The sequence below is a fragment of the Pseudoroseomonas sp. WGS1072 genome (assembly GCF_049340465.1).
Lineage (GTDB): Bacteria > Pseudomonadota > Alphaproteobacteria > Acetobacterales > Acetobacteraceae > Pseudoroseomonas.
On record NZ_JBMPSU010000001.1, the window covers coordinates 726,913 to 748,492 of the forward strand.

At 72.5% G+C, this 21,580-nt stretch carries 22 protein-coding genes; 9 read left to right on the forward strand and 13 right to left on the reverse strand.

The window, feature by feature from the left end; translation table 11 throughout:
- Window positions 1–218: 218 nt before the first annotated feature.
- The gene (locus ACF3NH_RS03515) at window positions 219–491 is read right to left on the reverse strand and encodes a twin-arginine translocase TatA/TatE family subunit (protein ID WP_198366172.1); all 273 of its coding nucleotides are present in this window, start codon (window positions 489–491) and stop codon (window positions 219–221) included.
- A 355-nt stretch (window positions 492–846) separates the two neighbouring features.
- Between ACF3NH_RS03515 and ACF3NH_RS03520 the strand changes: the two genes are divergently transcribed.
- Complete coding sequence (locus ACF3NH_RS03520) at window positions 847–1,836, forward strand: TerC family protein (protein WP_198365732.1); 990 nt, start codon at window positions 847–849, stop codon at window positions 1,834–1,836.
- A 64-nt stretch (window positions 1,837–1,900) separates the two neighbouring features.
- On the opposite strand, the gene ACF3NH_RS03525 is transcribed toward ACF3NH_RS03520, so the two are convergent.
- The 4 genes from ACF3NH_RS03525 to ACF3NH_RS03540 form a co-directional block, all read right to left on the reverse strand.
- The gene (locus ACF3NH_RS03525; RefSeq protein WP_422921881.1) at window positions 1,901–2,887 is read right to left on the reverse strand and encodes a Bug family tripartite tricarboxylate transporter substrate binding protein; all 987 of its coding nucleotides are present in this window, start codon (window positions 2,885–2,887) and stop codon (window positions 1,901–1,903) included.
- A 131-nt stretch (window positions 2,888–3,018) separates the two neighbouring features.
- The gene (locus tag ACF3NH_RS03530; protein WP_422921882.1) at window positions 3,019–3,537 is read right to left on the reverse strand and encodes a CHAP domain-containing protein; all 519 of its coding nucleotides are present in this window, start codon (window positions 3,535–3,537) and stop codon (window positions 3,019–3,021) included.
- 47 nt (window positions 3,538–3,584) lie between these two features.
- Complete coding sequence (locus tag ACF3NH_RS03535; RefSeq protein ID WP_422921883.1) at window positions 3,585–4,484, reverse strand: hydroxymethylglutaryl-CoA lyase; 900 nt, start codon at window positions 4,482–4,484, stop codon at window positions 3,585–3,587.
- Window positions 4,481–5,701, reverse strand: a complete 1,221-nt coding sequence (locus ACF3NH_RS03540; protein ID WP_422921884.1) for a CaiB/BaiF CoA transferase family protein — start codon at window positions 5,699–5,701, stop codon at window positions 4,481–4,483. Before ACF3NH_RS03540 ends, ACF3NH_RS03535 begins: the two co-directional genes overlap by 4 nt.
- Window positions 5,702–6,110: 409 nt before the next feature.
- Here ACF3NH_RS03540 and ACF3NH_RS03545 point away from each other — a divergent pair, with 409 nt between their 5' ends.
- Together ACF3NH_RS03545 and ACF3NH_RS03550 are read left to right on the forward strand one after the other, a co-directional pair.
- The gene (locus ACF3NH_RS03545) at window positions 6,111–6,470 is read left to right on the forward strand and encodes a CidA/LrgA family protein (protein ID WP_370591957.1); all 360 of its coding nucleotides are present in this window, start codon (window positions 6,111–6,113) and stop codon (window positions 6,468–6,470) included.
- Entirely contained in the window at window positions 6,470–7,189 is a 720-nt protein-coding gene (locus ACF3NH_RS03550) for an LrgB family protein (protein WP_198365727.1), read from the forward strand. Before ACF3NH_RS03545 ends, ACF3NH_RS03550 begins: the two co-directional genes overlap by 1 nt.
- 66 nt (window positions 7,190–7,255) lie before the next feature.
- Here ACF3NH_RS03550 and ACF3NH_RS03555 read toward each other — a convergent pair whose 3' ends face one another.
- A complete protein-coding gene (locus tag ACF3NH_RS03555; RefSeq protein WP_198365726.1) occupies window positions 7,256–8,014 on the reverse strand; it encodes a superoxide dismutase in 759 nt (252 codons plus the stop codon).
- A gap of 104 nt (window positions 8,015–8,118) precedes the next feature.
- Between ACF3NH_RS03555 and ACF3NH_RS03560 the strand changes: the two genes are divergently transcribed.
- The gene (locus ACF3NH_RS03560; protein ID WP_422921885.1) at window positions 8,119–8,448 is read left to right on the forward strand and encodes a DMT family transporter; all 330 of its coding nucleotides are present in this window, start codon (window positions 8,119–8,121) and stop codon (window positions 8,446–8,448) included.
- Between the two features lie 6 nt (window positions 8,449–8,454).
- On the opposite strand, the gene ACF3NH_RS03565 is transcribed toward ACF3NH_RS03560, so the two are convergent.
- The 3 genes from ACF3NH_RS03565 to ACF3NH_RS03575 are packed head-to-tail and all read right to left on the reverse strand — an operon-like array spanning window position 8,455 to window position 11,488.
- Window positions 8,455–9,231, reverse strand: coding sequence for an ABC transporter permease (locus ACF3NH_RS03565; RefSeq protein WP_422921886.1), 777 nt, complete (start codon window positions 9,229–9,231; stop codon window positions 8,455–8,457).
- Window positions 9,228–10,421 (reverse strand): ABC transporter permease, encoded by a 1,194-nt coding sequence (locus tag ACF3NH_RS03570; protein WP_422921887.1) that lies wholly within the window; start codon window positions 10,419–10,421, stop codon window positions 9,228–9,230. The genes ACF3NH_RS03565 and ACF3NH_RS03570 overlap by 4 nt, the downstream gene beginning before the upstream one ends.
- 2 nt (window positions 10,422–10,423) lie before the next feature.
- Window positions 10,424–11,488 (reverse strand): ABC transporter substrate-binding protein, encoded by a 1,065-nt coding sequence (locus ACF3NH_RS03575; RefSeq protein ID WP_198365723.1) that lies wholly within the window; start codon window positions 11,486–11,488, stop codon window positions 10,424–10,426.
- Window positions 11,489–11,784: 296 nt separating this feature from the next.
- Between ACF3NH_RS03575 and ACF3NH_RS03580 the strand changes: the two genes are divergently transcribed.
- The 4 genes from ACF3NH_RS03580 to ACF3NH_RS03595 all read left to right on the forward strand — a co-directional run bounded on the left by ACF3NH_RS03580 (window position 11,785) and on the right by ACF3NH_RS03595 (window position 16,124).
- Complete coding sequence (locus ACF3NH_RS03580) at window positions 11,785–12,774, forward strand: TRAP transporter substrate-binding protein (RefSeq protein ID WP_198365722.1); 990 nt, start codon at window positions 11,785–11,787, stop codon at window positions 12,772–12,774.
- Window positions 12,775–12,784: 10 nt separating this feature from the next.
- A complete protein-coding gene (locus tag ACF3NH_RS03585) occupies window positions 12,785–13,321 on the forward strand; it encodes a TRAP transporter small permease (RefSeq protein ID WP_422921888.1) in 537 nt (178 codons plus the stop codon).
- A gap of 9 nt (window positions 13,322–13,330) precedes the next feature.
- Window positions 13,331–14,632, forward strand: a complete 1,302-nt coding sequence (locus ACF3NH_RS03590; protein WP_422921889.1) for a TRAP transporter large permease — start codon at window positions 13,331–13,333, stop codon at window positions 14,630–14,632.
- Window positions 14,633–14,720: 88 nt separating this feature from the next.
- Window positions 14,721–16,124, forward strand: a complete 1,404-nt coding sequence (locus ACF3NH_RS03595) for an aspartate aminotransferase family protein (protein WP_422921890.1) — start codon at window positions 14,721–14,723, stop codon at window positions 16,122–16,124.
- 44 nt (window positions 16,125–16,168) lie between these two features.
- Here ACF3NH_RS03595 and ACF3NH_RS03600 read toward each other — a convergent pair whose 3' ends face one another.
- The 3 genes from ACF3NH_RS03600 to ACF3NH_RS03610 all read right to left on the reverse strand — a co-directional run bounded on the left by ACF3NH_RS03600 (window position 16,169) and on the right by ACF3NH_RS03610 (window position 19,230).
- A complete protein-coding gene (locus ACF3NH_RS03600; protein WP_422921891.1) occupies window positions 16,169–17,116 on the reverse strand; it encodes an alpha/beta hydrolase family protein in 948 nt (315 codons plus the stop codon).
- Entirely contained in the window at window positions 17,107–17,997 is an 891-nt protein-coding gene (locus ACF3NH_RS03605) for a dienelactone hydrolase family protein (protein WP_422921892.1), read from the reverse strand. The genes ACF3NH_RS03600 and ACF3NH_RS03605 overlap by 10 nt, the downstream gene beginning before the upstream one ends.
- Before the next feature lie 138 nt (window positions 17,998–18,135).
- Window positions 18,136–19,230 carry an ABC transporter ATP-binding protein gene (locus tag ACF3NH_RS03610; protein WP_198365717.1) on the reverse strand — a complete coding sequence of 365 codons (1,095 nt, stop codon included), beginning with the start codon at window positions 19,228–19,230 and terminating at the stop codon, window positions 18,136–18,138.
- A gap of 115 nt (window positions 19,231–19,345) precedes the next feature.
- Here ACF3NH_RS03610 and ACF3NH_RS03615 point away from each other — a divergent pair, with 115 nt between their 5' ends.
- Window positions 19,346–20,347, forward strand: coding sequence for an enoyl-CoA hydratase/isomerase family protein (locus ACF3NH_RS03615; protein ID WP_422921893.1), 1,002 nt, complete (start codon window positions 19,346–19,348; stop codon window positions 20,345–20,347).
- A gap of 43 nt (window positions 20,348–20,390) precedes the next feature.
- Here ACF3NH_RS03615 and ACF3NH_RS03620 read toward each other — a convergent pair whose 3' ends face one another.
- Entirely contained in the window at window positions 20,391–21,542 is a 1,152-nt protein-coding gene (locus tag ACF3NH_RS03620) for a YbfB/YjiJ family MFS transporter (protein WP_422921894.1), read from the reverse strand.
- Window positions 21,543–21,580: the final 38 nt, after the last annotated feature.

Here is a 21,580-nt window from a genome sequence, read left to right on the forward strand (position 1 = left end):
CCGGAGTCGGCTGCGATCGGGATCGGGCACGGCGCCGCATACAGCGGCGAAGCCTGCCGGAGGATGGCGGAGGAATGACGTTTTCGGGATATCCGGCGCTTTCCGGACAGGCGGCAGGCGGCCGGAAAAGCCCAAGGGCCAGGCCGGAGGGCATCCGTGCCTGGCCCCGCGATCGGGCCTCGTGCCGCCGGTGGGGGCGGGCCGCCCCCGCCCCGGGATCAGGCGGCGGGGTGCGAGGAGTTGGAGGTGTTCGGCTCGGTGCTGGTGTTGCGCGCCTGGTTCACACCGGGGCCCGAGAGGTTGCCGGCCGGCCGGGAGGGCGCATCGGCGGCCATGGAGGCATCCTTGTCGTCATCCTCCTTCATGTTCTGCTTGAAGGACTTGATGCCCTTCGCGAGGTCGCCCATCAGACCGCTGATCTTGCCGCCGCCGAACAGCAGCAGGATGACGAGCAGCACAACGAGCCAGTGCCAGATGCTGAAGGAACCCATAGCCACGCCTCGATCCATTTGGGCGGCCACCGACCTGAAGGGATGCTCCCCGCCGGCCTGACCGCGTCTCCTCAGTGTCCGACAGTAGTGTCGGCACCGGCCTCACGCAAACCGGGAGATGGCGTGATTCGCGCCGGGAAACAACTGCGGAAACAAATCAGGCTTGCCTTGAGGTGAATTTTCCTTCATCCATGGAGACGGATCCGGGCCCCTCTGGCGACCTGGCGGCGAACAGCCGCCTTCGCGATGTCGGATCGACTTCTCGCGCAATCGGGCCCGGACGCGCATCTTCCCTTGTGACCGCGGATGATCTGCGGCCGCCGGACGGGCCCCCTTTCCTGAGGAGCCGTCCCACGTGGAAGCTTCAATCTGGTTCTGGGTGATCTTCAACGCCGCCGTGCTCGGGCTTCTGGCGCTCGACCTCGGTCTGTTCGCCCGCAAGGACGCCAATGGCGACCCCGCCCCGGTGCCGGTCCGCACCGCCCTGATCAAGTCGGCCGCCTATATCGGGCTGGCCCTGCTGTTCTTCGGCTGGCTCTGGATGAGCTATGGCGCGACGCCGGAGGAGCGCAGCACCAAGGCGCTGGAATTCCTCACCGGCTATGTCATCGAGTGGTCGCTCTCGGTCGATAACATCTTCGTCTTCGTCCTGCTCTTCGCCAAGTTCGGCGTGCCGCCGGCCTATCAGCACCGGGTGCTGTTCTGGGGCATCCTGGGCGCGCTGGTGATGCGCGGCGTGATGATCCTGGTGGGCACCGCGCTGATGCGCGAGTTCGACTGGATCATGGTGCTCTTCGGCCTGTTCCTGATCTGGAGCGGCTGGAAGATGCTGCGCGCGGCCGATGAGGAGCCCGATCCCACGGAGAGCCCGGTCCTCGCCTGGCTGCGCCGCCGCCTGCCGGTGACGGAAGGCTTCCGCGGCAAGGCCTTCACCGTGCGCGAGGGCGGCAAGCTGATGGTCACGCCGCTGCTGCTGGTGCTGATCCTGGTCGAGCTGACGGACCTGCTCTTCGCCCTCGACAGCATCCCGGCGATCTTCGCCGTCTCGACCGACCCCTTCATCGTCTACACGGCCAACGTCTTCGCCATCCTCGGCCTGCGCGCCATGTACTTCGCGCTGGCCGGCGTCATCCACCGCTTCCACTACCTCAAGCACGGGCTGTCGATCGTGCTGATGATCGTCGGCGCCAAGATGCTGGCCAACTGGTTCGCCGGCGGCAAGGCGGTGCCGGTGGAATATGCCCTGATGGCGACGGCGGGCATCATCGCCGGCTCGGTGGCGCTGTCGCTGTGGAAGACCCGCGGCCAGAAGGCCCCGGAATACCCGGCCGAGCGCACGCACTGAGCGGCCCGCGGGAGGGGGTCCGCCCCCTCCCCGATGGGCGCCCCGATGGGCGCCCGCAGCGGCTTCAGCCCTCCAGGCTCAGGCCGAGATCGCGGATCAGCCCGCCCCAGCGGGCCGCCTCCGCGGCGACATAGGCGGCCGCCTCCTCCGGCGTCCCCGCCACCACCTCGAAGGCGGCCGCCTCCATGACCTGCCGGGCCCGCTCGGTGGAGAGGGCGCGGCGGGCCTCCCGCGCCAGCAGCGCGACCCGCTCGGCCGGCGTCCCCGTCGGCGCGATCATCACCTGCCATCCGTAGGAGACCGCGCCGTCCAGCCCGAGCTCGACCAGCGTCGGCACCTCGGGAAGCTGCGGCATGCGCGCCTCGGTCGTCACCGCCAAAGCGCGGCCGGTGCCCTCGCGGAGCTGCGGCAGGATGGCCGCCGCGGTCACCACCATGGCGCTGATGCGCCCGGCCGTCAGGTCGAGCACGGCGGGCGGGAAGCCGCGATAGGGCACGTGCTCCAGCGTCAGGCCGAGCCGGCCCTTGATGTCCTCCATGGCCAGATGCCCGCCCGAACCGGCGCCGACCGAGCCGAAGGTGAGCTTTCCGGGATTGGCCCTGGCATGGGCGACGAAGCCGGCGAAATCCGTCACCGGGAGATCCCGGTTCACCGCCAGGACCTGGCCGCCCCGCACCAGCAGCGAGATCATCGCCAGGTCCTTCTGCGGGTCGTAGGGCAGGCCGCGGTAGAGCGCGGGCGCGGTGGAGAGCGGGCCGTTGATCGAGAGCCCGAGGGTCAGCCCGTCCGTCGCCTTGGCGACCGTGTCGGTGCCGATATTGCCGCCCGCGCCGGCCTTGTTCTCCACCACCACCGGCTGCCCCAGCACATCGGCCAGGTGCTGCGCCACCAGCCGGCCCGTCAGGTCCGGCGAGGAGCCGCCGGGAAAGGGGACGATGAAGCGCACCGGCCGGTCGGGCCAGCCGGACTGCGCCCGCGCCATCGGGAATGAGGCCAGCGAGGCGGCCGAGGCGGCGGTGCCCAGGGCGAGGAGGGAACGGCGGCGCGGCATGGGAATGATCTCTCCGGTGGAACGGTCGTCGCACCGCTTGCAGCATGGTCCCGCCCCAGCGTCCAGCCGGATCGGCGCGGGGCGCCCCTGCGCGGGCCGCCGCCCTCCCCCATCACCCTGGGGCCCGCGCCTCAGCGCGCCGCCCAGGCGCCGCCGGGATGGATGAAGCCGGCGGCGGGATAGCTGGTGACGCCGTAGCCGTCGGCCGGCGGATACCAGACCCGGACCAGGGACCAGTCATTCGCCGCCGAGACGTCGCGCACCGGTTGGTCGCGCATGATGCGGCCCTTCAGCCGGCCGCTGGCCCAGTTGGCGTGGTCCACCCGGATCTCCCGCGCCGAGAGGACGCGGCTGACCACCGCCAGATGCCCGTCCCGCAGCCGGGCCGAGCGGTCGATCACCAGGATGCTGCCCGGCCGCGGGGCCCGGCCGCGCCCGTAGCGCCCTGCGGCCGCCCCCCACCACTCCCAGGCATCGCCGCGCAGGTCGATGCCGGAGCGCGCCCGGGCATAGGGCACGCAGGTGACCGGCTCGCGCAGCGCCGCCGCGCCCAGCACCGGGCCGGAAGGGGAACCGCCGCAGGCCATGAGCAGGAGAGGCAGGATGAGCGGCCAGAGCCGGCGGAGGCCGGGACGGCGCCTGTCAGCCATCGCGCGGGCCGCCTACCGCCACCCCTGGCCCGCCGCGGGGCGCCGCGTCACGCCGCCCGCGCCGCCGGCACGCCGCGCATCCGCCCGCCCGGCGTGCCACCGGGCACGGCGGCGCAGAGATCGGCCGCGACGAGCAGCCTCGTCCAGTCGATGCCGGTCGCGACGCCCATCCGGTGGAACATCCAGACGAGGTCCTCCGTCGCGGTGTTGCCGGTCGCGCCGGGGGCGAAGGGGCAGCCGCCCAGGCCGCCGGCGGCACCGTCGAAGACCCGGCAGCCGGCCTCGAAGGCAGCCAGCGCATTGGCGACGCCCAGGCCATAGGTGTCGTGGCCGTGGTAGGCGAGCGGGTTGCCGTGCCGCGCCAGCGCCTGCCGGAAGACCTCCGCCACCTGATCGGGCGCGGCGTTGCCGGTGGTGTCGGCGATGCCGATCTCCATCCCCGGATCGAGCGCGGCGGCGCGCCCGACCATCTCCAGCGCCGCCGCCTGCGGCACCACCCCCTCGAAGGGGCAGTGGAAGGCGCAGGAGAGGTTGAAGCGCATCGCGACACCCACCGCCGCGCCCTCGCGCACCAGCTCCGAGAGCTCGGCCAGGCTCTCGGCCCGGCTGCGGTTCAGGTTGGCCTTGTTGTGCGCCTCGGTGACGGACATGAAGAAGCCGAGCCGGTCGGCGCCCGCCGCCATGGCCAGGTCGAAGCCCTTGCGGTTCGGCACCAGCACGGTGCATTCGAGGCCGGGCAGCGCCTTGGCCGCCTTCAGCACCTCCGCCGTGTCGGCCATCTGCGGCACGTGCCGGGGGCTGACGAAGCTGCCCACCTCCATGCGCCGCAACCCGGCCGCGTGCAGCGCGCGGACCATCTCGATCTTGCGTTCGGTCGGCACGAAGGGGCCGATGGATTGCAGCCCGTCGCGCGGGGCGACCTCGCTGATGGTGACGCTGTCCGTCATGCCTGCTGCTCCTCCCCGAGCCAGTCCTGGAAAACCTGTTCGTTGTGCGCCCCGGCGGCCGGTCCCGTCCAGCGCACCATCTCGCGCGGGGTGACGCCGTCGAAGCGGAAGGGCGCCGCCGGGTGCAGCACGGGGCCGAGCAGCGGGTCATCGACCGACATCACCGAATCGCGGGCGAGGAAATGCGGGTCCTCGGCGATGTCGCGGATATCGAAGAGGCGCGAGCAGGGCACGTCCACCGCCTCCAGCCGCTCCTGCGCCTCGCGGGCGGGCAGGGTGCGGGTCCAGTCGGCGATGGCGGCGTCCAGTTCCGCCGCATGGGCGCAACGCCCGCCATTGTCGGCCATGCGCGGATCGTCGGCGAGATCCGGCCGGCCGATGGCGGCCATCAGCCGGCGGAAGATGAAGTCCGAATTGCCGGCGACGCAGAGCCACTTGCCGTCGGCGCAGGGATAGGTGTTGGTCGGCGCCGCGGTCGGGATGGCGGCGCCCGCCGGCTGCCGGATCTTCCCGGTCAGCCCGTATTCCGGAAGGATGCCCTCGCTCAGGCTGAAGACGCTGTCGACCAGGTTGATGTCGATGGTGCGCCCGCCGCCCCCCTCGCCCGCATCCCGCCCCCAGCAGGCCGAGACCACGGCCATGGCGGCATACATCCCGGCCAGGTCGTCGCTGATCGAGAGGCCGCAGCGTGGCGGCGGCAGCTCGGTCTGGCCGGGATTGGCGGTGAGGTGCCGCAGACCCCCCATGGCCTCCCCGATGGCGCCGAAGGCGGGCTTGTCGCGGTAGGGCCCGTCCTGCCCGTAGCCGGAGACGCGGGCGATGACGAGGCGCGGGTTGGCCTCCCGCAGGCGGTCGGGGCCGAGGCCGATGCGCTCCAGGTAGCCGGGGCGGAAGTTCTCCACCAGCGCGTCCGCGCGGGCGGCGAGCTTCAGCAGCCGCGCCTGGTCGCGCGGGTTCTTGAGGTCGAGGGTGACGGAGAGCTTGTTGCGGCCATGGATGCTGAACCAGACCGGATGCCCGTTGTGCCGGCTGCCCCAGCCGCGGATGGGGTCGCCCTCGGGCGGCTCCACCTTCACCACCTCGGCGCCCATGTCGGCCAGCAGGCGGGTGGCGAAGGGCCCCGCGATGTAGTGCCCGAGTTCCAGCACCTTTAGTCCCGTGAGCGGCAGCCCCGCGAGTGGCAGCCGCGTTGCTGGCGGCCTGGCCGGCGATGTCATGACCTTGCTCTCCTCCCGATCCTGTCCCGCCGGAGGGTTGGCGAGACGGCGCCGTCCGGCAAGGGGGCGCGGCCAATTTCCCGCCGCGTCTTAAGGGAATGGCAGGCTGTTCCCGCCATGATGGCGCCAGGGCCGCCCCCCGGCCCTGTCCTCCTCCCCGGTGCCACACTCTCCCTGGCACCACGCCGTGCCCCTCCCCGGCACGGCCACCTTCACGGCAGGCTCCCCCCGGAGCCTGCCGTTTTTCTTGACGCCGCCCCGCGCAAAGCGGGGATGGCGTTCCAGGCGGGCGGGGAGGAAGTCTAGGCGCAGTGCACCATCAACCGGGGAGCCTGCCCGTGCCTGTCCAGCCTGCCGTCCTGCGCCCGCCTGCCGTCCTGCGATGGAGTGCCGCGCCATGATCGGCGGCATGACCATCCTCCTCCTCTGCCAGTTGCTCGGCGAGTTGCTGGCCCGCGCGCTGCACCTGCCCGTCCCCGGCCCAGTCCTCGGCATGGCCCTGCTCTTCGCCGGGTTGCTGCTGCGCGACCGCTGGTCCCCCGGCGCCGGCGGCACCGATCCCGGCGCGCCCGGTCTCGGCGGCACGGCGGATGCGGTGCTGCGCCATCTCGGCCTGCTCTTCGTGCCCGCCGGGGTCGGCATCGTGGTCTTCCTGCCGCAACTGGCGCGGGACTGGGCGCCGCTGGCCCTGGCGATCCTGGCCGGCACGCTGATCGGCATCGCCGTCACCGGGCTGCTGGCCCAGCTTCTGATGCGGCGGCTCGGCTGATGGTCGACCTTACCGAGATCTGGGTCTATCTGGCGCGCGATCCGCTGGCGGCGCTGACCGCCACCCTCCTCGCCTGGCTGGCCGGGCTGCGCCTCGCCGCGCTGTGCCGCTGGCATCCGGTGGCCAATCCGGTGCTGCTGGCCGTCATCCTGCTCGCCGGTCTGCTGCTCGCCGCCGGGGTGGATTACCGCGCCTATTTCCAGGGCGCGCAGTTCGTGCACTTCCTGCTCGGGCCCGCCACCGTGGCGCTGGCCGTGCCGCTCTACCGGCAATGGCACCATGTGCGCAGCTCCGCCCTCGCCGCGCTGCTGGCGATCGCCTGCGGCGGACTGGCCGCCGCCTTCTCCGGCGTGGCCTTCGCGCTGCTGCTGCGGGCCGCGCCGGAGGTGACCGCCAGCCTGGCGCCCCGCTCCGTCACCATGCCGGTGGCCATGGGCATCGCCGAGCAGATCGGTGGCCTGCCGGGGCTGACGGCGGCGGTGGTGCTGGGCTCGGGCGTGACCGGGGCGACGCTCGGCCCGGCGATGCTGAACCTTGCCCGGGTGCGGGACTGGCGCGCCCGGGGCCTGGCCATGGGCACCGCCGCGCACGGCATCGGCACGGCGCGCGCGATCTCGGTGAACGCCACCGCCGGGGCCTTCAGCGGCATGGCCATGGGGCTGAACGCGCTGATCAGCGCGCTCCTGCTGCCCTTGCTCTGGCGCTTCTTCCTCGGCTGAGGCGTTCCATCGGAATCGGCGCCGACCACCCGGCCGGGGCCGATCCCGCCCCGTTCCCGCTCCGGCCTAGATCGCCAGCGTGCCGGCCTTGGCGGCGGCGTAGCGCTGCCCGACCTTGGCCCAGTCCACCACGTTCCACCACGCCGCCAGATATTCGGGCCGGCGGTTGTTGTACTTCAGGTAGTAGGCGTGCTCCCAGACGTCGTTGCCCATCAGCACCCGCTGGCCGTCCATCAGCGGCGTGTCCTGGTTCGGGCGCGAGGTCAGGGCCAGCTTGCCCTCGCGGTCGACGGTGACGAAGACCCAGCCCGAGCCGAACACGCGTCCGCCGGCGGCGTTGAAATCAGTCTTCATCTTGTCGAGGCCGCCCAGGTCGCGGTCGATCGCCTGGGCCAGCTCGCCGGAGGGCGTGCCGCCACCGGGGCCCATGATCTGCCAGAACATGGCGTGGTTGGCATGGCCGCCGCCGTTGTTGCGCAGCGCCGTGCGCACCGCCTCCGGCGCCTCGGGAAGCTTGGTGAGCAGCTCCTCCAGCTTCATGCCGGCGAGCTGGCCATGGTCCTTCAGCGCGTTGTTCAGATTGGTCACATAGGCCGCGTGATGCTTGCCGTGATGAAGCTCCATGGTGGCGGCGTCGATATGCGGCTCCAGCGCATTGGCGGCATAGGGCAGCGCCGGCAGGGAATAGGGGCCGGAGGCCGGCGGGGTCGCGGCCTGGGCGAAGAGGCGCCGCGGGGCGGCCAGGGTGCCGGCGGCCAGCAGGGCGGCGCCCAGCGCCAGGGCGCCCCGACGGTTCGGTCCGAGACTCGGAGGTGCGAGGGTCATGGTGCTTCTCCCAGGGATGACAGGGCCGTAACTCGCCGCCGCCGGAGGGGATGCACCCGCCTCCGCAACTTGACCGCCCCGGGTGGCGCCGGCAGGAGCGGGGCATGCAGCACCTGTATCTGGGCCTCGCCATCCTGCTCGAGGTCATCGCCACCTCCGCCCTCAACGCCTCGCGCGGCTTCACCCGGCCGTGGCCCTCGGTGGTGGTGGTGGTGGGCTATGCCGGCGCCTTCTGGTTCCTGGCGCAGGCCCTGACGCGCGGCCTGCCGATGGGCATCGCCTATGCCCTCTGGTCCGGCATCGGCATCGTGCTGATCGCGCTGGTCGGCTGGATCGGCTTCGGGCAGCGGCTGGACGCCGCGGCCCTCGCCGGGATCGGGCTCATCCTGGCCGGGGTGCTGGTCATCAACCTGCTCTCCGGCACCGGGCATTGAGCGCGCCTACCGCTTGCGGCGCAGCAGCGTGACCGCCAGCAGCAGCAGGGCCGAGAGCAGCACCATCACCATGGCCGCCGCCATGATGGTCAGGCTGATGGAATCGTTCAGCCCGGAGAACATCTGCCGCGGCAGGGTGCGCTGCGCCGGACCGGCGAGAAAGAGCGTCACGACCACCTCGTCGAGCGAGGTGGCGAAGGCGAAGATGGCGCCGGCCGCCACGCCGGGCATGATCTGCGGCAGGCAGACGCGCAGGAAGGCCCGCAGCGGCGAGGCGCCGCAGGCGGCGGCGGCGCGGAGCTGCACCGCGTCGAACTGCTGCAGCGCGGCCAGCACGGTGACGAGGACGAAGGGCGCGCCCAGCGCGGCGTGACCCAGCACCAGGCCGAGGAAGCTGTTGGTCAGGCCCAGCGGCCCGAAGGCCAGCAGCAGCGCCACGGCGACGATGACCACCGGCACCACCATCGGCGCCAGCAGCACCGCCATCACCAGGCGCTGGCCGGGGAAGTTGCCGCGCCAGAGGCCGAAGGCGGCCAGGGTGCCGAGCACGCCCGCGAGCAGCGCCGCCACCGTGCCGAGGCGCAGGCTGTTCCACAGCGCCGGCAGCCAGAAGCCGGAGGTCCAGAAATCGGCGTACCAGCGGAAGGACAGGCCGGGCAGCGGATAGTAGAGGAAGGACCCGGCCGAGAAGGAGAGCGGCAGGATCAGCAGCACCGGCGCCAGCAGGAAGACCAGCGCCAGCAGGCCGAAGATCCAGAGCGCGAGGCGTGAGGTCGCCATCATGCGGGACGCATCCGCGAGAAGCCGATCAGCTTTCCATAGACCGCCAGGATGACGGCGACGGCGAGCAGGATCAGGCAGGAGAGCGCCGCCGCCATGCCCCAGTTGACGGTGCGCGAGGCATAGAAGGCGACGAAATAGGGCAGCATCTGGTCATTGGCCCCGCCGAGCAGTGCCGGGGTCACGTAGAAGCCCAGCGCCTGGATGAAGACCAGCAGGCAGCCCGCCCCCACCCCCGGCAGGGAGAGCGGCAGCGAGACCCGCAGGAAGGCCCGCAAGGGCGAGGCGCCGAGCGAGCGCGCGGCGCGGGGCAGGCGCCAGTCCAGCGCCTTCAGGCTGGCATAGATCGGCAGCACCATGAACGGCAGCAGGATATGCACCATGGCCAGCAGCACCGAGCCCCGGTTGAACAGCAGCGGCAGCGGCTCCGAGGTCAGCCGCAGCGCCTGCAGCGCGGCGTTCAGCACGCCCTCGCGCTGCAGCAGCACCATCCAGGCGGCGGTGCGGACGATCAGGCTGGTCCAGAAGGGCAGCAGCACGCCGGCCAGCAGCCAGGGCACCAGGCGCGGCGGCGCCGTCGCGATCAGCCAGGCCAGCGGATAGCCGATGGCGAGGCAGAGCAGCGTCGCCAGGGCGCCGATCCAGAGGGTGCGCCACAGGATGCCGCGGAAGATCGCCTGGTCCGGCGGCGCGGCGGCGATGTGGCCCGCCGCGTCCCGCTTCAGATCGAGCACGGCGAGCAGGTTGAAGTCCGAAACCGGCCCGCCGGCGCGGCGGATCGCGGCCCAGGGCTCGGGCGTGGCCCAGTCCTCGCTGATGCCGGCGAGGGCCTCGCGCGGGGCGCCCTCAAGCTCCTGCGCGACACGGCGCGCCGTCATCGGCAGCAGGCTGCGGAAGCCCGGCCAGTCGGCGTTCAGCCGGGCAGAGGCGCGGGCGATCTCGCCGCCCCCCGCCGCCCGGTCGCGCTCGCGCGCCTCGCGCAGATCCTCGATCACGGCGGCGAAGGCGTCGTCGCCGGGCAGCCCCGCCCCGTCCCAGCCGGCGAGGGCGGAGACGGTGCGCGGCAGCACGGGCGCGACATCGCTCTCCTGCACGGCGCGCAGGAGAAAAGCGCCGATTGGCAGGATGAAGACCGCCAGGAGGAACAGCAGCAGCGGCGCGACCAGCGCCGCCGCCTTCCAGCGCGCGGACAAGGTCAGCGCGACAGCCAGTTGTTGAAGCGCTGACTCAGCTTGTCGAGATTGTCGAGCCAGAACCGGTCACTGATCTCGAGCGCGCTGGCGGCATTCGCCGGCGCCGTCGGCAGGTTGGCCAGCACCTCCGGGGAGACCAGCTCGTTGGCGCCCTTCACCGTCGGGCCATAGGCAATGCGCGGCGGCAGCTCGGCCGCGACCCGGGGCTCGCCGACGAACTTCAGGAAGGCCTGGGCCCGCGATTTGTTCGGGCTGTCCTTCATGATGACCCAGGAATCCAGGGTGTAGAGATTCTGCGCCCAGGCGATGCCGAAATTGCGGCCGTCATTCTGGTTGGCGGCGGTGATGCGGCCGTTGTACGCGTTGGTCATGGCGACCTCGCCGCTGGCCAGCAGTTGCGCCGGCTGGCTGCCGCGCTCCCACCAGACGATGTCCTGCTTGATCGAATCCAGCTTGCGGAAGGCGCGGTCCACCCCGGCATTGGTGCCGAGCAGCTTGTAGACCTCGCCCGGCGCCACGCCATCGGCCAGGAGGGCGATCTCCAGCGTGGTCTTGGGGCCGCGCCGCAGCCCGCGCTTGCCGGGGAACAGCTTCGTGTCGAAGAACTCGGCCCAGCTCTTGGGCCCCTCGGCGGTGCGCGCCCGGTCATAGGCGAGGACGAAGGAATAGAGGATGTTGCCGACGCCGCATTCGCTGACCGCCTGCGGGATGTAGCGGTCCCGGCCGCCGATGGCGGCGAAGTCCATCTTCTCGAACAGCCCTTCCTCGCAGCCGATCAGGAGCTCCTCGCTCTCCACCTGAACGAGGTCCCAGTTGTTGGCGCCGGACTGGATCTTGGCGCGCAGCACACCGACACCGCCGTCCCAGGTCTCCTCCAGGAGGCGCGCGCCGCTCTGCTGCTGGAAGGGGCGGAAGAAGATCTCCCGCTGCGCGTCCTGATAGGCGCCGCCCCAGGAGACGATGGTCAGGTCGCGCCCCTGCGCCAGGGCCGGGCCGGTCGACAGGGCCGGGAAAAGCGCCAGGCCCGCGGCGAACAGCCCGATGGCGCCCAGATGTCTCCGCAACATTCTTTGGACCCTTCCTGATGGGGGCGGCCGGCGCGGCGCCGGCCTGCCCGGAGTCGAGCCTAGAGCAGATCGCCGGCCCTGTTGAGAGGGTGCGGAGCGGCGGGCTCCCGGTCGCTGCCCGTCCCGCCGCGCCGGCTGGCCGCCGGGCGGGCAATCCCTCCCGGAAATGGCGCTTCGGTGGGCGCCGCCGGCCTGGCGGCGGTGGAATACCGCCGCATCGCCCCTTGCCTGCCGCGCGCCGGCGGTCGGATAGTTTCCCGCCGCATCCTGGCCCAATGACCACGGGAGACCACAGCATGACGACCACGCGCCGCAGCCTCCTGCTGGCCGCCACCGGCGCCGCGATGGCCGGCCTGGCCCCGCGCGGGGCGTCCGCCCAGGCCAAATGGCAGTTCGCCACGGCCTACCCGGACACCAACTTCCACACCCGCAACATCCGCCAGTTCGTGGAGGAGGTGCAGAAGGCCACCGGCGGCGCGTTGCAGGTCCAGTTGCACACCAACGGGTCGCTGCTGCCCATGCCACAGATCAAGCGTGGCGTGCAGCAGGGTCAGGTGCAGCTCGGCGAGATCCTGATCTCCGCCTATGGCAACGAGGACCCCTTCTTCGAGGTGGACGGCATTCCGCTGCTGGCGCCGAGCTTCGAGGCGGCGCGCAAGCTGCGCAACCTGGCGCGCCCCTATATCGAGGCGCGCTTCAGGCGCAGCGGCCTGGTGCCGCTCTACGCCGTGCCCTGGCCGCCGGGCGGCTTCTACAGCAACCAGTCGCTGCCGAGCCTGGATGCGCTGAAGGGCAGCCGCTTCCGCGCCTTCAACGCGATGACGAACCGCTTCGCGGCCCTGCTGCAGGCGACGCCGACCCTGGTGCAGTCGGCGGAGGTGGCGCAGGCCTTCGCCACCGGCGTCATCAACGCCCAGGTGACCAGCGCCGCCACCGGCGTGGACACGCAGGCCTGGGACTACGCGCGCGTCTTCACGCCGGTGAACTTCACCTACACGCAGAACCACGTCTTTATCGGCCGGCGCGCCTTCGAGGCCCTGCCGGCCGCGCAGCAGAAGGCGATCCAGGACGCCGCCGCGGCCGCCGAGGAGCGTGGCTTCGCGATGTCGAAGGAGGCGACGCAGATCGCGCAGGACACGCTGGAGAAGCGGGGCCTGAAGGTCGAGCAGCCGACGCCGGCGCTGATCGAGGGGCTGCAGAAGATCAGCGCCGTCATGACCGACGAATGGGTCTCCCGCACCGGCGAGGACGGCCAGAAGCTGATCGCCGCCTATCGCGCCGGCTGAGGCGGCAGAGATGCTGCGACAGGCGCTCGATGCGCTCTACCGGATGGCGGCGGCGCTCGCCGCCCTCTCCCTCCTCGGCATCTTCCTGGTGATGATGGCGCAGGTCATCCTGCGCGGCCTGGCGATCCAGTTCCCGGGCGCCGACGACATCAGCGCCTATCTCTGCGTCTCCACGACCTTCTTCGCCCTGGCCCATACCTTCCGCAGGGGCGAGTTGATCCGCGTCGGGCTGTTGCTCGACCGGCTGTCGCCGCCCCGCCGCCGCGTCGCCGAGGGCGTGGCGCTGGCGCTGGCGGCAGCCGGCTGCGCCTATGCCTTCTACTGGACGCTGGATGATGTGCTCTTCTCCTACGAGATCGAGGACCTCGCCCAGGGTGCGCTGCCGGTGCCGCTCTGGATCCCGAAGCTCGCCATGCCGGCCGGAGCGGCGCTGCTGCTGGTCGCGGTGCTGGACGAGCTCGTGACCGTGCTGCGCGGCAACACGCCCGCCTACGTCGTCGCCGCGATGGAACGCGCCGCGCGCGGCGACTTCTCGGCCGAGGTCTGAGGACACCCCATGGATCTTCTGGAACTTTCGGGCCTGCTTCTGCTGCTGCTCGGCCTTCTGCTGGCCGGCGGGCTCTGGATCGGCATGGCGCTGGCGGTGGTGGGCTTCGTCGCCGTCTGGTTCGTGCACCCGCAGCCCGGCACCTACCTCGCCAGCGCCTTCTGGGAATCGACCGGCTCCTGGACGCTGGCGGCGCTGCCGATGTTCGTCTGGATGGGCGAGATCCTGTTCCGCACCCGGCTGTCGGAAGAGCTGTTCAACGGCCTCTCGCCCTGGGTGCGGCGCATCCCGGGACGACTGCTGCACGTCAACATCCTGGCCTGCGGCATCTTCGGCTCGGTCTCCGGCTCCTCCGCCGCGACCTGTGCCACCGTCTCCAAGATCGCCCTGCCGGAGCTGAAGAAGCGCGGCTATGACGAGGATGTGGCGATCGGCAGTCTCGCCACCTCGGGCACGCTCGGCATCATGATCCCGCCCTCGATCATCATGGTGGTCTATGCCGTGGCGGCCGAGGTCTCGATCGTGCGCGTCTTTCTCGCCGGCTGCCTGCCCGGCCTTCTCGTGATGGTGCTGTTCAGCGCCTATATCGCCGTCTGGGCGCTGCTCAACCCGTCGAAGCAGCCGCCCAAGGGACCGTCCATGCCGCTGCGGGAGAAGCTGCGCCAGTCGGCCCAGCTCATCCCCTGCGCCCTGCTGATCGTCGCCGTCATCGGCTCGATGTTCGTCGGCTGGGCGACGGCGACGGAGGCCGCCGCCTTCGGCGTGCTCGGCTCGCTGGTCCTGGCGGCGGTGACGCGCTGCCTGACCTGGGAGAGCTTCATCGAGAGCCTGTCGGGCGCGACGCGCCTCTCCTGCATGATCATGTTCATCCTGGCCGGCGCCGCCTATCTCACCAAGGCCATGGCGCTGACCGGCATCCCCGCCGCGCTGGCCGAGGCCGTGGCTGCGATGGACCTCGGCCCCTATGGCCTGATCCTGATGCTCACCGCCGTCTATGTGGTGCTGGGCACGGCGCTCGACGGCGTCTCGATGATCGTGCTCACCACCTCCATCGTTGTGCCGATGGTGCAGCATGCCGGCTTCGACCTGATCTGGTTCGGCATCTTCATCGTGCTGCTGGTGGAGATCGCCGAGATCACCCCGCCGGTCGGCTTCAACCTCTTCGTCATGCAGACCATGACGGGACGCGAGCAGACCGAGGTGGCCTGGGCCTCCCTGCCCTTCTTCCTGATGCTGGTGCTGACGGTGGTGCTGGTGACGGTCTTCCCCGTCATCGTCACCTGGCTGCCGGACGTGCTGCTGAGCCGCTGAGCGACGGGGGGGGGGAGCGGATGGCCCCCCCGTCGCCAGGGCGGAAGAACTGGCCTAGCCTGCCGTGGAAGCGCAGGAGAGACCCCGCATGACCCCGCCCGACACCCATGGCGCCAATTCCGCGGCCGCGCGGGATATCGCCTCGCTGCTGCACCCGATGACCAATCACAAGGCGCATCGCGAGCAGGGCCCGCTGATCATCACCGGCGGCGAGGGCATCCGCATCCGCGACGAGTCCGGCCGGGAGTATCTGGAGGCGGTGGCCGGGCTCTGGTGCGCCTCGCTCGGCTTCTCCAACGAGCGCCTGCTGCGCGCCGCCACCGAGCAGATGCGCAGGCTGCCCTGGTATCACAGCTTCACCGGCCGCTCAAACATGCCGGATATCGAACTGGCCGAGGCACTGCTGGCGCGCGCGCCGGTGCCGATGAGCAAGGTGTTCTTCGCCAATTCCGGCTCGGAGGCGAACGACACCGCGATCAAGATGGTCTGGTATGTCAACACCGTGCTGGGCCGGCCGCAGAAGCGCAAGATCATCGCCCGGCAGCGCGCCTATCACGGCATCACCGCCGCCGCCGCCAGCCTGACCGGCCTGCCGGCCAACCACAGGCTGTTCGGCCTGCCGCTGCCGGGCTTCCTGCATGTCGGCACGCCACACCACTACCACTTCGCCGAGCCCGGCGAGAGCGAGGCCGATTTCGCGAGCCGCCTCGCCGCCGAGCTGGACGCGTTGATCGAGGCGGAGAGGCCGGAGACCGTCGGCGCCTTCTTCGCTGAGCCGGTGATGGGCGCGGGCGGCTGCATCGTGCCGCCCGAGACCTATTTCGAGAAGATCCAGGCGGTGCTCCGCAAGCATGACGTGCTGCTGGTGGCCGATGAGGTGATCTGCGGCTTCGGCCGCACCGGCCGCTACTGGGGCAGCCAGAGCTTCGGCCTGCGGCCGGACATCCTGACCTGCGCCAAGGCGCTCTCGGCCTCCTTCCTGCCGATCTCGGCGGTGATGGTGAACGAGCGCGTCTATGAGGCCCTGGCCGAGGGCAGCGACCAGGTCGGCACCTGGGGCCATGGCTTCACCTATTCCGGCCACCCGGTCGCCGCCGCGGTCGCGCTGGAGACGCTGCGCATCTATGACGAGGAGAACCTCATCGAGCACGCCGCCACGATGGGCGCGCTGATGCAGCGCGGCCTGCGCGAGCGCTTCGCCGGCCATCCGCTGGTCGGCGAGGTGCGCGGCGTCGGCCTCGTGGCGGCGGTCGAATTCGCCGCCGACAAGGCCGCGAAGCGCAGCTTCGACCCCGCGCTGAAGGTGGGTCCGCGCCTGGTGCGGATGGCCGAGGAGGAGGGGCTGATCCTGCGCGCGCTGATGAACGACTCCATCGCCTTCTCGCCGCCCCTGATCATCGCCGCCGCCGAGGTGGAGGAGATGCTGGAGCGCTTCGGCCGCGCCGTGGAGCGGCTGACGGCGGAGCTGCGGCGGGAGGGGCTGGCGGGCTGAGAGGGCGGCGCCGCGCCCGATGCCCCGTCGCGCGCGGTCGCGCCTCAGGGCGCCCGGAAGCCCATGGTCCGACCAGGCCAGGGATCGACACCGTGGCGCAGCCAGGCCAGGGTGTCCGGCCAGAAGTCGGCGGCATGCCGGTCGTGGAAAAGGCTGAAATGGCCGATGGCGGTCTGGCCGTAGCCGGCGGGGTCCAGCACCGCCAGCCGCCGGGCGGCGCCCGTATAGTAGCCGAGCGCGCGGCACACCGCCGGCACCGTGCCGAGTTCGTCATCCGTCACGGCGATGGCGAGGATCGGTGCCTGCACAGCGGCCATGCGGGCCAGGATGTCGCGGCGCTCCGCGCGCGGGTGGCTCCGCGTGAAGCAGGGGCCGCGGAAGCTCCACTCCTGCGCCACGCCGGCCGGCAGGTCCTCCAGCCACCCGAGGCGGCGGCCGGGGAAGTAGCCGCAGAGCGCCGTCGCGACGGGCATGGCGACGTGCCATTTGAGCAGAAGCCGCAGGCGGCGCTCCGGCGCGTAATCGCCCCACCAGGCATACTGCGCCCCCACCGTCAGCATGCGGCCGATCATCGCCGCATTCGGGGCGAGGCCCGGCAGGAAGCCACCGATGCTGTGGCCCACCACCATCGGGCGGGGGCAGCCGGTCGCCTCGTGCAGGAAGCGCAGGGCGGCGGCGAAATCCTGCATCCCCCAGTCGCGCCAGCGGTAGCCGCAGCCCTTCAGGCGCTCCGGCCGCGACAGGCCGATGCCACGATAGTCATAGGTCAGGACATCGAAGCCGTGCCCGGCCAGGAACCGGGCGTAGCGGTGATAGTAGCGGGCCAGGACGCCGGTCGCCGCGTTGACGAGGATGGCGCCGCCCTCTCCGGCGCCGGCGGCGCGCCAGAGATGCCCGCGCAGCCCGACCCCGTCCTCGCAGGCGAATTCGGCAGGCTCCGGCCGCAGCGCCGCCGCCTGCGCCCCGGGCCGGTCATGCGCGTTCAGGGACATGCGGCGGCGGCCACCGCGCCACGCGCACCCAGCGCGTCGGACAGCCAGGCGGCCACCATCCGCGCCGAGCACCGCGCCATGTAGGTCCATGGCGCCGCCGGCACACGGCCCTCGCCGCCGGGCGCGGGCAGCAGCGTGCCGCCCTCCCCCAGCGGCGCCGGACGATCCCAGGCATAGCCCGCCCCACGAAGGCTGACATGCCGCAGCCGCCCCCGGTCGGGCAGGCCCTGCACCAGCCGCGCGCAGGCCTCGGTGCCGTTCTCCGTGTCCAGGCTTCCATGCATCAGCAACAGGCCCGCCGAGGCATCAGCCGGTGCGCCGGCCTGTCCCTGCGCCACCAGGTCCCGGCAGCCCGGATAGAGAATGGCCCGGGCGACGAAGCGGGGGATGGTGTCTGATCCAGGCCGCGCCAGCCAGGCGGCGCGGCCCCCCGCCCCGAACCCCAGCAGGGCGACCCTGTCCGGGTCGATGGCGGGGTGCTGGGCGGCGAGGTCCGCCGCCTGAGAGACCGCCTCGGGCACCCTGTCGCGGCGCCGGGCCTGCCCGCGGCCATCGGTGACGATGAAGGGGTCGAGATCGAGAACCGCGACGCCCCGCGCCAGCAGCAGGGCGGTGATGCGGTCCGCCCGGCCGTCGGGACCGAGCGAATCCGAAACCGCCACGACCAGCGGAAAAGGCGCGCGGTGCGGATCGCCGGGGAGAAACAGCGTCAGCGTCGGCTCGCTCGGCCGGGCGGCGGGCATGGCCGCCAACAGGCGGGGTTCCGGCCCGCTATTCCCGGCGCGATCCTCGGCGCGCGCGGGCGGCGCGCCGATCGGGGCCAGGGGCAGGGCCGGAGGCAGGGCCAAGGACAGGGCAGCCAGTATCAGCCATCCGAACATGATCCCGCGCCCTCCATGCCAGGGGATATCCCCCTGACCATCGCGCGCGCATCACCGCGTCACAATTCGACTCCGCGGAAGCGAGCCTTCGCCGCGCCCGAAGGGAGCCGGCCAGGACCCCGGGCGGGGGGGGCGTGGTCAGGCCGCGAAAGCGTGGGCGTGTGCGGCGTCCCAGGCCACCGCCGCCGTCTCCCCGGGCTCGGGCAGCCGGGCGCCGCCGACGACGCGCTTGGCCAGGATCTCCCCGCCGCCGCTGCCCAGCGAGAGGCGCAGCCGGACATGGTCGCCCTGGAAGATCGCCTCCAGCAGCCGCGCCGGCAGGGCATCCCCGCCCAGATCCTCGGCGTCCACCGGCGCCACCGCCACCCGCTCCGGCCGCACCGCGACGACGCAGCGGCTGCCGGGCGCCTCGCAGTCCACCGGCCGCGCCAGCACCTCGGCGCCGCAATCCAGCGCCACCCGCACGGCGCCCTCCTGCCGCGCCAGCACACGGCCGGGCAGGCGGTTGTTCTCGCCGACGAAGCCGGCGACGAAGGCATTGGCCGGCTCCTCGTAGATGCGGCGCGGGCTGGCCAGCTGGCGGATCTCGCCGCCCTCGAAGACGGCGATGCGGTCCGACAGCGTCAGCGCCTCCTGCTGGTCGTGCGTGACATACATCATGGTGACGCCGAGCCGCTGGTGGATGCCGCGGATCTCGTACTGCATCTCCTCGCGCAGCGCCTTGTCGAGCGCGCCCAGCGGCTCGTCCAGCAGCACGATGGGCGGTTCGAAGACCATGGCGCGGGCCAGCGCGATGCGCTGCTGCTGGCCGCCCGAGAGCTGCGCCGGGCGGCGGTCCCCGAATCCCTCCAGCCGCACCATGGCCAGCGCGCGCTTCACCCGCTCGGCCCGCTCCGGCCGCGGCACGCCGCGCACCTCGAGCGGGAAGGCGACATTCTCCGCCACCGACATGTGCGGGAACAGCGCGTAGGACTGGAACACCACGCCGATGCCGCGCCGGTGCGGCGGCAGCCGGGCGATGTCGCGCCCCTCCAGCAGGATGCGGCCCTCGCTGGGCAGCTCGAAGCCGGCCAGCATCATCAGCGTGGTGGTCTTGCCGGAGCCGGAGGGGCCGAGCAGCGTCAGCAGCTCGCCCTTCGCCACCTCCAGGTCCAGATGCCGCACCGCATAGCCCGAGGCGGCCGGCCCATAGGCCTTGCGCACGCCCTCGAAGCGAACCAGCGCCTCCGCCATTCCCCAATTCCCCCGACCAGGCTTCCCCGTCCTGCATCGCGGGGCGGGGGGCGGGTTGTCAACTGCCGCCCCGGCCCCGAAGCTGTGGCGAGGAAACCGCCGAGGAGACATGCCGATGAGCACAGCCGAGCCCAGCCTGATCCGCCGCCGCGAGGGCGCCGTGGGCCACCTGACGATGAACCGCCCGCGCGCGCTGAACGCGCTCGACCTCGCCATGATCGACGGCTTCGCCGAGGCCATCGGCGCCTGGCGGGAGGACCCGGCGGTGCGGCTGGTGCTGCTGGAGGGCGCGGGCGAGAAGGCCTTCTGCGCCGGCGGCGACGTGCGGCAGGTGCGGAGCGACGTGCTGGCCGGCGACACGGCGGCGGTGGAGGCCTTCTTCTCGCGCGAATACGCGGTGAACAGCGGCATCGCCACCTTCCCCAAGCCCTGGATCAGCCTGATCGACGGCATCTGCATGGGCGGCGGCCTCGGCGTCTCGGTGCATGGCAGCCACCGGGTGGTGACGGAGCACGCCCTGCTGGCCATGCCGGAGACGGCGATCGCCCTCTTCCCCGACGTCGGCACCAGCTATGTCCTGCCGCGCCTGCCGGGCAGCCCGGGCATGGGTCTGTGGATCGCGTTGACCGGCGCGCGGCTGAAGGGCGCCGAGGCGGTGGAGGCCGGGCTGGCGACGCATTTCGTGCCGCGCGCGAAGCTGCCGGCGCTGCGCCAGGCCCTGCTGGAGAAGGGCGAGGCCGGCGTGGTGGACGAATTCGCCGAGGCGCCGCCGCCGGGTCGCGTCACGGCGCTGCGCCCGGCCATCGAGCGCTGCTTCGGCGCCGGCGACCGCGCCGCCATCGAGGCCGCGCTGGAGGCCGAGGGCACCGACTGGGCGCGCGAGCAGCTCGCCACCCTGCGCCGCGTCTCGCCGACCAGCGTGGCGGTGACCATCGAACTGCTGCGGCGCGGCGCCGCCCAGGACCTGCCGGCCTGCCTGGAGCAGGAGTTGATCCTGACCCGGACCATCACGCAGCACCCGGATTTCGCCGAGGGCGTGCGGGCCGTGCTGGTGGACAAGGACCAGTCGCCCCGCTGGCAGCCGGTGGGCGACCTGCGGAGGCTGTTCGGCGACTGAGACAGCCGATCCCGGGAGGCGCCCTCCGCCGCCCCGGCGGCCTTCAGGCCCGCTTCCGGGCCAGCCGGGCGGCGGCGAGCAGGGCCAGCAGGGACAGGCCCAGCCCGGCGCCGAAGACCGCCGCATGCGCCTCCCCGCTGGCGCGGAACAGGGCCGCCAGGACGAAGCCGGTGGCCGCCTGGGCCAGGGCGTAGAGCACCGTCGCGCGGCTCCAGACCAGGCCCGCCCCCGGCCCCGCCAGCTCGCGGGCGGCCGCCAGCGCCACCGCGCTGGCGCCGACGCCCGCGAAGCCGCTGAGCGGCGCCGCCAGCAGCACGGCCGCGCCACCGGGCAGCAGGGCGGCCCCGAGGGCGATGGCCTGCACGCCCATCCACAGCGCCAGGGTCCGCATGCCCCCGGCCCGGCCGGCGATCCGCCCGCCCAGCAGGGTGCCCGCCATGGCGCCGAGGCCGAACAGCGCCCAGAGCAGCGCCACGGCCGCGGCACCGAGGCCGCGCCCGCGCATGCCGAGATCGGCGAGATAGATCATCGGCGGCACCATGCCGGCGGCGGACAGCCCGTAGACGACCATCAGCCCGGTCACGCCCGGCCAGCGGCGTGGCGGAGCCGCCGCGCCCGGCCCGGCCGCCACCTCCTCCGCCGGCGGGGCGGGCCAGTAGCGGCGCAGGGGCAGCCAGAGCAGCAGGCTCATCAGCCCCAGCCCCAGCCAGATCGACGAGACGCCGAGCGGCAGCAGCGCCGGTACCGCCAGGGCGCCCAGGACCACCCCCCCGCCGACGCCGGAGACCACGGTGCCCGCCGCCGCCGGGCGGCGCGCCGGCGGCACCACCGCCTGCACCGCCGGCCCGGCCAGCGCCATCAGCACGCCGCCGGCGAAACCCGCGAGGCCGCGCCAGGGTCCGAGCCAGGCCAGGCCACCCGGCCAGGCGCAGGCCAGGCAGGACAGCACCACCAGCGCCATGCCGAGGTCGAGCGCGGCCGGCACGCCGAGGCGTCCGGCGAGGCGCCGCCCGCCCAGCGCCCCCAGCAGGTAGCCGGTCAGGTTCAGCGCGCCGAGCAGGCCGGCGCCGCCGCCATCCACCCAGCCGGCGGCGACCATGGCGGGGAAGGCCGGAACATAGGCGAAGCGGGCCAGGCCGATGCCGGAGCAGAGCGCGGCCGCGCCGGCCAGCGGGGCGGTCCGCTCAATGCCCATGGTCGTGGTCCCCTGGACGGTGACGATCCGGCAGGGGT